General features: G+C 43.7%; 13 protein-coding genes. 8 read left to right on the top strand and 5 right to left on the bottom strand.

Annotated elements, in window-relative coordinates; all coding sequences use genetic code 11:
• Positions 1 to 11: 11 nt before the first annotated feature.
• The 6 genes from BWX39_RS03220 (at position 12) to BWX39_RS03195 (ending at position 4622) form a co-directional block, all read left to right on the top strand.
• Positions 12 to 530 carry a YceD family protein gene (locus tag BWX39_RS03220; RefSeq protein ID WP_028904943.1) on the top strand — a complete coding sequence of 173 codons (519 nt, stop codon included), beginning with the start codon at positions 12 to 14 and terminating at the stop codon, positions 528 to 530.
• A 24-nt stretch (positions 531 to 554) separates the two neighbouring features.
• Complete coding sequence (rpmF, locus tag BWX39_RS03215) at positions 555 to 740, top strand: 50S ribosomal protein L32 (protein ID WP_004365469.1); 186 nt, start codon at positions 555 to 557, stop codon at positions 738 to 740.
• 6 nt (positions 741 to 746) lie between these two features.
• Positions 747 to 1766 carry a beta-ketoacyl-ACP synthase III gene (locus BWX39_RS03210; protein ID WP_028904944.1) on the top strand — a complete coding sequence of 340 codons (1020 nt, stop codon included), beginning with the start codon at positions 747 to 749 and terminating at the stop codon, positions 1764 to 1766.
• Between the two features lie 80 nt (positions 1767 to 1846).
• A complete protein-coding gene (era, locus tag BWX39_RS03205; RefSeq protein WP_028904945.1) occupies positions 1847 to 2728 on the top strand; it encodes a GTPase Era in 882 nt (293 codons plus the stop codon).
• Positions 2729 to 2895: 167 nt separating this feature from the next.
• Positions 2896 to 4209, top strand: a complete 1314-nt coding sequence (gene der, locus BWX39_RS03200; protein WP_028904946.1) for a ribosome biogenesis GTPase Der — start codon at positions 2896 to 2898, stop codon at positions 4207 to 4209.
• Between the two features lie 14 nt (positions 4210 to 4223).
• Positions 4224 to 4622 carry a hypothetical protein gene (locus tag BWX39_RS03195; RefSeq protein ID WP_028904947.1) on the top strand — a complete coding sequence of 133 codons (399 nt, stop codon included), beginning with the start codon at positions 4224 to 4226 and terminating at the stop codon, positions 4620 to 4622.
• 222 nt (positions 4623 to 4844) lie between these two features.
• On the opposite strand, the gene BWX39_RS03190 is transcribed toward BWX39_RS03195, so the two are convergent.
• Positions 4845 to 5612 (bottom strand): ABC transporter ATP-binding protein, encoded by a 768-nt coding sequence (locus BWX39_RS03190; protein ID WP_028904948.1) that lies wholly within the window; start codon positions 5610 to 5612, stop codon positions 4845 to 4847.
• Between the two features lie 33 nt (positions 5613 to 5645).
• A complete protein-coding gene (locus BWX39_RS03185) occupies positions 5646 to 6392 on the bottom strand; it encodes an MlaE family ABC transporter permease (RefSeq protein WP_014708830.1) in 747 nt (248 codons plus the stop codon).
• A gap of 137 nt (positions 6393 to 6529) precedes the next feature.
• Between BWX39_RS03185 and lptB the strand changes: the two genes are divergently transcribed.
• Positions 6530 to 7357, top strand: a complete 828-nt coding sequence (gene lptB, locus BWX39_RS03180; RefSeq protein WP_028904949.1) for an LPS export ABC transporter ATP-binding protein — start codon at positions 6530 to 6532, stop codon at positions 7355 to 7357.
• 65 nt (positions 7358 to 7422) lie between these two features.
• Positions 7423 to 9120 (top strand): energy-dependent translational throttle protein EttA, encoded by a 1698-nt coding sequence (ettA, locus tag BWX39_RS03175; protein WP_028904950.1) that lies wholly within the window; start codon positions 7423 to 7425, stop codon positions 9118 to 9120.
• A 181-nt stretch (positions 9121 to 9301) separates the two neighbouring features.
• Here the strand turns inward: ettA and BWX39_RS03170 are convergent, their stop codons facing one another.
• The 3 genes from BWX39_RS03170 to BWX39_RS03160 form a co-directional block, all read right to left on the bottom strand.
• The gene (locus tag BWX39_RS03170; protein ID WP_147285770.1) at positions 9302 to 10246 is read right to left on the bottom strand and encodes a hypothetical protein; all 945 of its coding nucleotides are present in this window, start codon (positions 10244 to 10246) and stop codon (positions 9302 to 9304) included.
• Between the two features lie 143 nt (positions 10247 to 10389).
• The gene (locus BWX39_RS03165; RefSeq protein ID WP_028910934.1) at positions 10390 to 11070 is read right to left on the bottom strand and encodes a hypothetical protein; all 681 of its coding nucleotides are present in this window, start codon (positions 11068 to 11070) and stop codon (positions 10390 to 10392) included.
• Positions 11071 to 11146: 76 nt separating this feature from the next.
• Complete coding sequence (locus BWX39_RS03160) at positions 11147 to 11599, bottom strand: hypothetical protein (protein ID WP_028904953.1); 453 nt, start codon at positions 11597 to 11599, stop codon at positions 11147 to 11149.
• Positions 11600 to 11821 lie beyond the last annotated feature (222 nt).

The following is an 11821-nucleotide window of genomic DNA, read 5'->3' as shown; positions in this document are numbered from 1 at the left end:
GCACACCGATTATGGACTTGGATATCCTTAAAATAGATTTGAAGGGTCTTGCCGACGGCTTGAATAGCTTCGAGTTCGACCTTGACGATACTTACTTTAAGGCAGTTGATGCTCCCGAAGTGAGTCGCGGAAACGTGCACGTTTCGTTAAAGATAGTACGCACGCAGAACGATTACTTCACACTCGATTTCCACGAAAAAGGAACGGTTGTACTGCCGTGCGACCTTTGTTTGGACGATATGGAGCAACCTATCGAGACGCAACAGCGTCTTGAAGCTAAGTTTGGAAACGCATACTCAGAAGACGACGACCTTGTTACGGTGGCCGAGAACGAAGGAATACTCGATGTTTCATGGTTCGTCTACGAATTTATACTTCTTGCTCTGCCTATCAAGCATGTGCATGCACCTGGAAAATGCAACCCTGCTATGATAAGAGCCCTTGAGGAACACTCTGCCGCCCGAAGCGGTTCGGAAGACGAGAAACCTATGGATTCGCGCTGGGAAGCCCTATTAAAATTAAAAAAATAAAAAATATTAAACGTTTAAAGAATTATGGCACATCCTAAAAGAAGACAGTCAAAGACTCGTACACTCAAAAGAAGAACTCACGATAAAGCAGAAGCTCCAACATTGGCAGTATGCCCTAATTGCGGAGATTACTACGTTTACCACACAGTTTGCGCAAGTTGCGGCTACTATCGTGGTATGGTTGCTATCGAACACGAAACTGAAGAGTAAACGAGAATGGAGAAGATAAATGCCATTATCACTGGTATCGGCGGCTATGTACCCGACTATATCCTCACCAACGAGGAATTGTCGCGTATGGTCGATACCACCGATGAATGGATTATGGAACGTGTGGGCATCAAGGAACGCCGAATCTTAACCGAGGAGGGACTTGGTACAAGCTATATGGCGCGCAAGGCGGCAAAGCAGCTCTTAGAGAAAACAGGAGCCGACCCCGACAGCATTGATGCACTTATCGTTACAACAACAACTCCAGACTATAAATTTCCATCAACCGCCTCTATCGTTATAGGCAAGTTAGGCTTGAAGAATGCCTTTGGTTTCGACTTCTCTGCCGCTTGCTGCGGATTTCTTTATACGCTCGACGTAGCTTCAACGATGATACAGAGCGGACGCTATAAGCGCATTATCATTATAGCTGCCGACAAGATGTCATCGATTGTAGACTACACAGACCGTCAGACGTGCGTATTGTTTGGCGATGGTGCGGCAGCAGTTCTTGTTGAAGGAACTACCGAAGAAAACATTGGCGTACAGGATTCTTTCCTTCGTACCGATGGCAAGGGTCTGCCATTCCTGCACATGAAGGCAGGTGGCTCTGTCTGTCCTACATCTCAGTTTACAGTAGACCGTCGCTTACACTATCTCTATCAAGAGGGACGCACGGTTTTCAAGTATGCTGTAACAAGCATGAGCAGCGACATTATGGAAATTTTGAAGCGCAACAACCTCTCAGAAAGCGATGTTGCGTGGGTTGTTCCACACGAAGCCAATCTCAGAATCATCGAAGCTGTGGCAAAGCGTGCCAATGTTCCATTGGAAAAAGTGATAATCAACATTCAGCACTATGGCAACACCAGTGCTGCAACTATTCCACTTGCACTTTGGGACGAGGAAGCTAAGCTGAAGAAAGGCGATAACATTGTATTCACAGCCTTTGGTGCAGGCTTTGTTCACGGCGCATCTTACTACAAGTGGGCATACGACGGAGCTTCTGCAGTGGCAAAGAAATAAAATTCTTAGTTCGTATATAACAAAAGATTAACGCATCTTTCTTTGCAAACAAAGATAGGTGCGTTTTTTAATTCAAAGATATGCACAAAGCTGGATTTGTAAACATAGTAGGCAACCCCAACGTGGGTAAAAGCACGCTGATGAACCAACTCGTCGGCGAGAAAATCAGCATTGCAACATTCAAGGCACAAACTACTCGCCACCGAATTATGGGCATTGTGAATACGGAAGACATGCAAATCGTGTTTTCCGATACTCCCGGTGTGCTGAAACCGAACTACAAGATGCAGGAAATAATGCTGCAGTTTTCGGAGTCTGCCCTTGCCGATGCCGACATTCTGCTCTATGTTACCGACGTTATAGAGAAACCAGAGAAGAATACAGACTTCTTGGAGAAGGTGGCAAAAATGCAAATTCCAGTTATCTTGCTCATCAATAAAATCGATGAAAGCGACCAAAAGACACTCGTCGCTCTTGTTGAAAAGTGGCACGGACTGCTGCCCAAGGCAGAAATTCTGCCTATTTCGGCAAAGAACAAGTTCGGTACCGACACGCTGATGAAGCGCGTTAAAGAGCTGTTGCCCGAAAGTCCGGCGTACTTCGACAAAGACCAGCTGACCGATAAGCCTGCAAAGTTCTTTGTATCGGAAATTATCCGAGAGAAAATTCTTCGCTATTACGACAAGGAAGTGCCCTACTCTGTTGAAGTTGTGGTAGAGCGTTTCAAGGAAGACGAAAAGAAAATACACATCAATGCTGTTATCTATGTGGAGCGCGACAGCCAGAAAGGCATCATCATCGGGCATCAGGGACAGGCATTGAAGAAGGTTTCTACCGAGGCACGAAAGAGCCTTGAGAAGTTCTTTGACAAGAAAATATACTTGGAAACCTTTGTTAAGGTGGACAAGGACTGGCGCAACTCACAGAAAGAGTTGGGCAACTTCGGCTACAATCCTGAATAAGGAAAGAAGCCAAACGAAACAACAAGCAACGCCCTGACTGTATGTAGGGCGAACTCTCGCACAGTGCGAGGGCTGGAGACGTGGTCATCTTCGGCAAATATTCATAAGGTGCAGACCTCACCTTGACCCCTTGAGATGTTTCTCAGCGTGGGAAAGACCATCAATAAATGGCAAATTTAGTAGCAATCGTAGGCCGCCCCAACGTGGGTAAGTCTACACTTTTCAACCGATTAACCCAAAGCCGCCGTGCCATTGTCAGCGATACGGCAGGCACAACGCGCGACCGCCAATACGGAAAATGCCAATGGAACGGACGCGAATTTTCAGTTGTCGATACTGGTGGCTGGGTTGTTAATTCCGACGACATATTCGAAGATGCTATCCGCAAGCAGGTTTTAGTGGCTACGGAAGAGGCAGACTTGGTGCTTTTTGTTGTCGATAACGAAACGGGAGTTACCGACTGGGACGAAGATGTGGCACAAATCCTTCGCCGCACGAAGCTCCCTATAATCCTTGTTGCCAATAAAGTAGACAACAGTGGCGAATACTATATGTCGGCAGACTTTTACCGTTTAGGTCTTGGCGACCCTGTTTGCATCAGCGCACAGACTGGTAGTGGCACGGGAGACCTGCTCGACTTGCTCCTTGAACGTATGAAAGACGTGCCCGATGAAGGACTTGAAGACGAAATTCCACGCTTTGCCGTCGTTGGACGCCCTAATGCTGGCAAGTCGAGCCTCATCAATGCCTTTATCGGCGAGGACCGCAACATCGTTACAGAGATAGCCGGCACAACGCGCGACAGCATCTACACGCGTTACAATAAGTTCGGTTTCGACTTCTATCTTGTTGATACAGCAGGTATCCGCCGCAAGAACAAGGTAACAGAAGACCTTGAATTCTATTCCGTCATGCGCTCTATTCGCAGCATTGAAAACTCTGATGTGTGTATTCTGATGATTGATGCCACGCGCGGAATTGAGGCGCAGGACATGAATATCTTCCAGTTAATTCAGCGAAACAACAAGAGTTTGGTGGTAGTTGTAAACAAATGGGACCTTGTAGAGAGCAAAGACCAAAAGGTAATCAAGACTTTCGAGAATGCCATTCGCGAGCGTATGGCTCCGTTTGTAGACTTTCCCATCATCTTTGCATCGGCACTCACCAAGCAACGCATCTTCAAGATACTCGATGTAGCAAAGCAAGTGTATCTGAATAGAAACATGCACATTGGCACAACCAAACTCAACGAAGTGCTGTTGCCCATCATAGAGGAAACGCCTCCACCATCGGTAAAGGGCAAATACATCAAGATAAAATACTGTTCGCAGTTGCCCAACACGCAGATACCATCGTTTGTGTTCTATGCAAACCTGCCTCAGTACGTAAAAGAATCCTATCGCCGCTTCTTGGAAAACAAGATACGCGAGCGTTGGAACCTCAACGGTTGTCCAATCAACGTGTTTATACGTCAGAAGTAAACATTTATAGAAGTATGAAACAACTACTTTATGCCCTGTTCCCTGCAGTTCTTCTACTTTCCTCTTGCAGCGAAAAGAAGGAAACAGACCACGGTGCGATAGCGGCAGAAGCTGCGAAACACTATTACGAAAATCTTATTTCGGGCAAATACAAACAATTCTTAGAAGGTATGAACCTGCCCGACAAACTGCCTGAAAGTTACGAACGCCAAATGTTTGAGAACTTTAAAGCGTTTACCAAACGACAAGACAAACAGCGTAAAGGCATAAAGAAAGTAAGCATTCGGAATGTAAAGTTCTTTGCAAAAGACAGCACGGCAAGTGCTTTCCTCTTACTGCATTACGGCGACAGCACCACCGAAGAAGTGGTTGTTCCGATGCTTAAAAGGCGCGGTTTATGGTATATGCGCTAACGTTATCATTATAATAGAAACCAAACAACGAATGCCGTTTATCCCAAAAGAGGATAAGCGGCATTATTGTTTCAGCAAGCCGATGAAATAAAAGATACCGAGCAAACCGCCAAAAGATACCGAGCGAACCACCGAAAGATACCGAGCAATCAATAAAAAGCTCCTAAGCTTTCCGACGAAAGCTTAGGAGCTTTTAAAATTATATTTCCACAGTAATGCTGTTTACTTGACTTCTTCGTTCTCTACTTCTTTCACTTTCTTGAACAAATCGGACGCAAACACAAGGTCGTTCAGCTTCTTGTTGTTAGCCGACAGCACTGTTTCCTTGTTGCCCTGCCACTCTGCTCTTCCGTCGGCAATGAAGACTATATTCTCGCCAATGCCCATCACGGAGTTCATATCGTGGGTGTTGATGATGGTCGTAATATTGAATTCTCTTGTAATATCCGACAAAAGTTCGTCGATTACCAACGACGTCTTAGGGTCGAGCCCAGAGTTTGGCTCGTCGCAAAACAAGTATTTAGGGTTCATTACCACCGCTCGCGCAATGGCAACACGCTTCTGCATACCACCCGATATCTCTCCCGGATATTTGTTTTCTGCTCCCGTGAGATTCACACGGTCGATACACTTCTGCGCCTGCCTATCGCGTTCTTTCGGAGTCATATCCGAAAACATATCAAGCGGAAAGCGGACATTCTCGAAAACGGTGAGCGAGTCGAACAAAGCAGAGCCTTGGAAAATCATTCCCATCTCTCTTCGCATTAAAATCTTTTCCTTTTTGCTCATCATTACGAAGTTGCGGCCGTCGTATAGCACCTCGCCGCGCGTCGGTTCAAGCAGTCCGACAAGGCATTGCACCAACACCGTCTTTCCTGCACCACTCTGTCCGATGATAAGATTGGTCTTACCATCTTCAAACTTCGTGTTTATATCGTGAAGAACTTCTTTGTTTCCAAACGATTTATATAGGTTTTTAACTTCTATCATCTTTGTTTATGCCGATTAAGAAAAGGTGTCGTGTTAGCTTAAAAGTTGTGTCAGGAACACATCGCTGAACAGAATCAGCACGCTGGAACTTACCACCGCATTGGTTGAAGACGTGCCCACTTCTACCGAACCGCCTTTCACCGTATAGCCAAAGAACGACGATACGCTCGCAATAATGAAGGCAAAGAAAAGGCTCTTTGTGATACTCATATACATAAACCACGGGTTGAAGTCGTGCTGAAGCCCCGCTGTCAGGTCTACCGGTGTAATAATGTGGGCGACGTAAGCAGTTGCGTATGCTCCCACGATACCCATTGCAGCAGAAAAGACAACCAAGAAAGGCATAATCGTAATAAGTCCCGCAATCTTCGGCAGTATCAAGTAGCTGGCAGAGTTAATGCCCATAATCTCCAAAGCATCGATTTGCTGGGTAACGCGCATCGTGCCTAATTCCGAAGCAATGTTCGACCCCACCTTTCCTGCAAGGATAAGACACATGATACTCGACGAAAATTCAAGCAACATAATTTCGCGCGTAACGTATCCCGATACCCAAAGAGGCATCCACGGACTTTGAACGTTCAGTTTTATCTGTATGCAGATAACGGCTCCGATGAAGAACGAAATAAGCAAGACGATGCCAACGGAATCGACACCAAGCTGCGACATCTCCTTGACATATCGCTTTAAAAACATACGGAAACGTTCAGGACGACTGAATGCACGCCCCATTAAAAGCAAGTATTTGCCGAAAATTGTCAGCCAATTGAATATAAGCATTGTTCTTTGTTTATCTATGCAGATGCAAAAGTAACCAAAATCCGCTAAAAAACTGCAATATAAACCATTGTTTTAATCAATATCAATGATATTAGCATTTATTTTACTACTTTTGCAACACAGAAACAAAATAGCAAATGCTCGACACTGAAAACATAATCATTGAACCCGAAAGCGATAAAAGCAGCGTTCTTCGCACCGAAGGACTTGTGAAACGATACGGCAAACGCACCGTTGCCAACGGCGTAAGCATCAATGTGCGACAAGGAGAGATTGTTGGCTTGTTGGGTCCGAACGGCGCAGGCAAGACGACATCGTTCTATATGACCACTGGCTTGGTAGTTCCAAACGAAGGACACGTTTATATCGACGAGCAGGAAATCACCAATTATCCTGTTTACAAGCGTGCCAAGGCTGGCATCGGCTACTTGCCACAGGAGGCAAGCGTATTCCGAAAGATGAGCGTCGAAGACAATATTATGAGCGTGTTGGAGATGACGAAGCTCACCAAGCAGCAGCGCATAGAAAAGATGGAGAGCCTTATCAAGGAGTTCCGCTTGGAGAAAGTACGCAAAAACCTTGGCGACCGTCTTTCGGGAGGTGAACGACGCAGATGCGAAATAGCACGCTGCCTGGCGATAGACCCTAAGTTCATTATGCTCGACGAGCCTTTTGCAGGCGTAGACCCTATTGCGGTGGAAGACATTCAGCACATTGTCTGGCGACTGAAGTTCCGCAACATCGGCATTCTCATTACCGACCACAACGTGCACGAAACACTGAACATTACCGACCGTGCCTACTTGCTCTTCGAAGGACAGATACTTTTCAAGGGAACACCCGAAGAATTGGCTGCCAACAAGATTGTGAAAGAAAAGTACTTGGGTACGGAATTTGTGCTGCAAAAGAAAGATTTCCAACTCTTGGACGAACGCAAGCGAGCAAAAGAAGCAGACGGAGAATAAGGTGCAGAAGTCAAAAAGGTGTTCATAAATCCTACTTATAACAAATCAAAACAACAATAAAATAAATGGCAACAGTAGACGACAAGAAGATTATCTTCTCAATGGTGGGAGTCTCAAAGATTATCCCACAAAATCAAAAACAAATTCTGAAGAACATTTACCTCTCGTTCTTCTATGGTGCCAAGATAGGTATCATCGGTTTGAACGGTGCTGGTAAGTCCACGTTAATGAAGATTATTGCGGGCATTGAGCAACCAACATCGGGCGAAGTGGTGTTCAGCCCTGGGTATTCCGTAGGCTATCTGCCACAGGATCCACCGCTGAACGAAGAGAAAACCGTCAAGGAAAACGTACAAGAAGGCGTACAGCACGTTTACGATGCGCTCCGCGAATACGACGAAATTAACGTGAAGTTCGGTTTGGAAGAGTATTATGGCGACCCCGACAAGATGGACAAGCTGATGCAACGCCAAGCCGAAGTGCAGGATATTATAGATTCTACCGATGCTTGGAACATGGATTCAAAGCTCGAACGTGCTATGGCAGCCTTGCGTTGCCCTGCCGGCGACCTTCCTGTAACGCACCTTTCGGGTGGTGAGCGTCGCCGTGTGGCACTCTGCCGCCTATTGTTGCAAAAGCCCGACGTGTTGTTGCTCGACGAGCCTACCAACCACTTGGACGCTGAAAGCATCGACTGGTTGGAGCAGCATCTGCAACAATACGAAGGTACGGTTATTGCAGTTACCCACGACCGCTACTTCCTCGACGATGTTAGCGAATGGATTCTTGAACTCGACCGTGGCGAAGGCATACCTTGGAAAGGCAACTACTCTTCGTGGCTCGACCAGAAAACAAAGCGTATGGAGCAGGAAGAAAAGACAGCTTCCAAGCGCAGAAAGACACTCGAACGCGAATTGGAATGGGTTCGCCTTGCACCAAAGGCACGTCAGGCAAAGGGTAAGGCTCGTCTGAATTCGTACGAGCAAATGCTCAACCAAGAACAGAAAGAGCGCGAAGAGAAACTCGAAATCTTCATTCCGAACGGTCCTCGATTGGGTAATAAGGTTATCGAGGCGCAACACGTGCAGAAGGCATTCGGCGAGAAAGTTCTCTTCAGCGACCTCAACTTCATGCTTCCCCCTAACGGTATCGTGGGCGTGATAGGTCCAAACGGCGCAGGTAAAACCACACTCTTCCGCCTTATCATGGGCTTGGAAACGCCCGACAACGGCAGTTTCGAGGTGGGCGAAACCGTAAAACTCGCTTATGTAGACCAGCAGCACAAGGACATAGACCCCAACAAGTCGGTTTACGATGTCATTGCACAAGGCAACGAAAACATAAGAATGGGCGGACGCGACGTCAATGCACGTGCCTACATCTCACGTTTCAACTTCTCTGGAACCGACCAAAGCAAACTTTGCGGAGTTCTTTCTGGTGGTGAGCGCAACCGCTTGCAGCTGGCTTTGGCACTGAAACAAGAAGGAAACGTACTCTTGCTCGACGAACCTACCAACGACATCGACGTGAACACCCTGCGTGCATTGGAAGAAGGTCTGGAAAACTTTGCAGGTTGCGCCGTTGTAATCAGCCACGACCGTTGGTTCTTAGACCGCATCTGTACGCACATTCTTGCTTTCGAAGGCAATGGCGAAGTATTCTTCTTCGAGGGCACCTACTCTGAATACGAAATAAACAAGGCACGCCGCCTTGGCAACGAAGAAATAAAGAAAGGCCGCTACCGCAAGTTGATGGAAGACTAATCAGCTTTCATAGTAGGAAAAACAAAGGAAAAAGGTGAGCAAAGCATACGTTTTGCTCACCTTTTTTATGTATATTATTTTGGCATTAGTGCTGTAAGGGCGTGATTCATCACGTTCCTAACATCAAGAAAGAAGCAGGTTGAATACAAACAACACTACAAGTGCGTATTATTTCCTGCTATTATCTTATTACGTCTATTTCCTCATGAGGAAGACTTAACGTTCCTATACTATTCCCTGTTGTTGAATAGGCATTCAAAGAAGGATAAAGAATGTTCCTAACAGCGAAGTCTGCATCTTTAGGTGCAGGGATATCCTTAGATGATGTAGTAGTTGTTGTTGTGAGAATAACCTTTCTTGAAAGCTCTTGTTCAGCAACAGGAAGGCTGCTATCGTTTATACTCATAAAGCTGATAAACTTCTCTTCTATCACTTTCTCTTTCTTTATTAAAGGATTCAGAATAACTGTAAGATAAATTGGGTGTGGGGTCATTGGTATATTTCTCGCAGCTATTACAACTACAGGAGTTGCAGTTTTATGATGCATTACACCTTTGCTACCCGATGATGTTTTGTATGTTTCATCATTATCTTGTATATCGTAACTCCAATATACTCCATCTATCTGCATTTCAGAGTATTCCCCTATATGGTGTGAGAATATCTTGCTGATTTTCTTTGTAGCTTCATTATACATCCAAATGTTATAAAACGAACTAAACTCGTCCTCTGAGCCAGCGATAGGTTGAATGAAGAAGTAAAATGATTCAAAGTCTTGAATGCCACTAACAAGGTTGCTTTTATCTAGGTATTCTCGTTTCTGAAGGTCGTTCAAATTGTTATACGGAATGCTATCTTCTCCATAAAATGCTACAGGATACGCATCTTTAGGTAAACCACACGCATAGAACTGTGCTAAAGGATCGTTTGTTGCCACGTTTTCCTCGTTCTTTACCTCCTGTTGTTTTGCTGCACGAGAGGCTTGCGCACGACTACAAGATGTTAAGGAAACCACAGTTGCTACAAACAAAATAACTTTACCAATATACTCCAATACAGATTGGAAAACATAAACATTTTTAATCAACATCACACTATCTAATATAACAGATTTATTATTTAACATACAAATAAATATTAAGCAGAACGATTCCATCACTATTGTGCCTACAAAGATAAAGAAGATAATTCATATTGCCAAAAGCTAACCTATATAGAAAACAAAAAAAATTTCTAACAATTTGTTTAGATTCTAATTAAAATCTATGTTTACTCATTCCATTTAAAGGTTTTTATAGACTGGAAGAGGTTATTAAAAGTGAGTGAATCTTTGTCATGATACGAAATCATCATTTTTACCATCTTATCATCATTCTGCATAATAAAGATATGAACTGATACTGGTCCATTACCAGTAAGTCCCCTTCGTCTATAATATGTATCAAGATAGTATGTGCTAGTAAATCCGTTATCCGTGCTGGGCATTTGATTTGTTTCAGAACAATCATAGAATGGTCCATTAAGGATTAAGTCCGGACTTTCTAGCTCTGCATCTACCATATTGTCAAGTGCTGTATAAGCCTCCTTGTCTAAAACAAGATATTCATTTCGTTTTGCAAATGTACCTTGGTTCGCTCTAAAGTAATCTATCGCCACTCGGGAATAAAAATGTTCTAGACTATCAGTTGTATCATTAAATGAAAAAATTGTACCTTCTGACTTGTCTATAAAATGAAAACCATCCCAGACTGTTTCTTTCATATTTGGTGGCATCATAATACTACATGCGCTATCCATCAGATTATATCGTATCCAGTCTGATGGAACTTTAAATTCTTTAGAATCTATATTGATAAAAGTATTACCATACAAATCTAAATCATTTCGCACGCTTTCCTTACATCCAAAAAGTAATATCGTCATACAAGTAAACACAATTTTTTGTTTCATAAATCATTTTTTATAATTGCTTTACCAAACTTATAATTAACTATTCCTACACTAACTTTAAGCACTATATGGACTTTCAGTCTTTATGTTCTGTATCATCGTTTACATGCTTATTATAATAATTATGTTGTTTAGCCCTCACTATCTTCAATGGGCTTGGCGAGAAGAAAAATACAAATAAGCAAATAGCCAAGATACTTTGATAGGTTGTCCCATCTGTTATTCCGGCACCAAATAAGAATAGCCACAAGAAAGTTCCAATAGCTAACATACCCATCAATTGACACGCCATAAACAGGAAATGATCGTTGCTATATTTTTGCAATACCAAATCGTATCTTTTTTCATATTTTTTCTTATAAAGAACATAGCCACAAATATTTGATATTAAGCCACTGAAGAAGATATTAGAAATATCTTTAAGAAGAAAATGATGCCCGGTGTTTGGAAAACTACTAAGTGTTACAAGAGTTACAAGAACGAAATAATAAATAAGTAATGTCAAGAAGAAATATAAAACTTTATTCATACAGATAATTGGGTTATGATTCTAACTCCCAATAGAATCTTGTTTAATAATTTAGTTGTATCATATACGAAAAAAGCGTGGGAGTCTGTACTTGTTACCCGTCCCACACTTGGAGGCCTTCGCATTGCCCATCACAGTTGAACGAGCAACGCAGAAGCCCACGCCGATATGTAAGAACCGAATCATACCTTATATAACATATAAGGGAAATCGGTGATTTAT

The sequence above is a fragment of the Prevotella intermedia ATCC 25611 = DSM 20706 genome, assembly GCF_001953955.1.
Classification (GTDB): Bacteria; Bacteroidota; Bacteroidia; order Bacteroidales; family Bacteroidaceae; genus Prevotella; species Prevotella intermedia.
The sequence above is the reverse complement of the archived record's forward strand: the minus strand, read 5'-3'. Positions and strand labels throughout refer to the sequence as shown.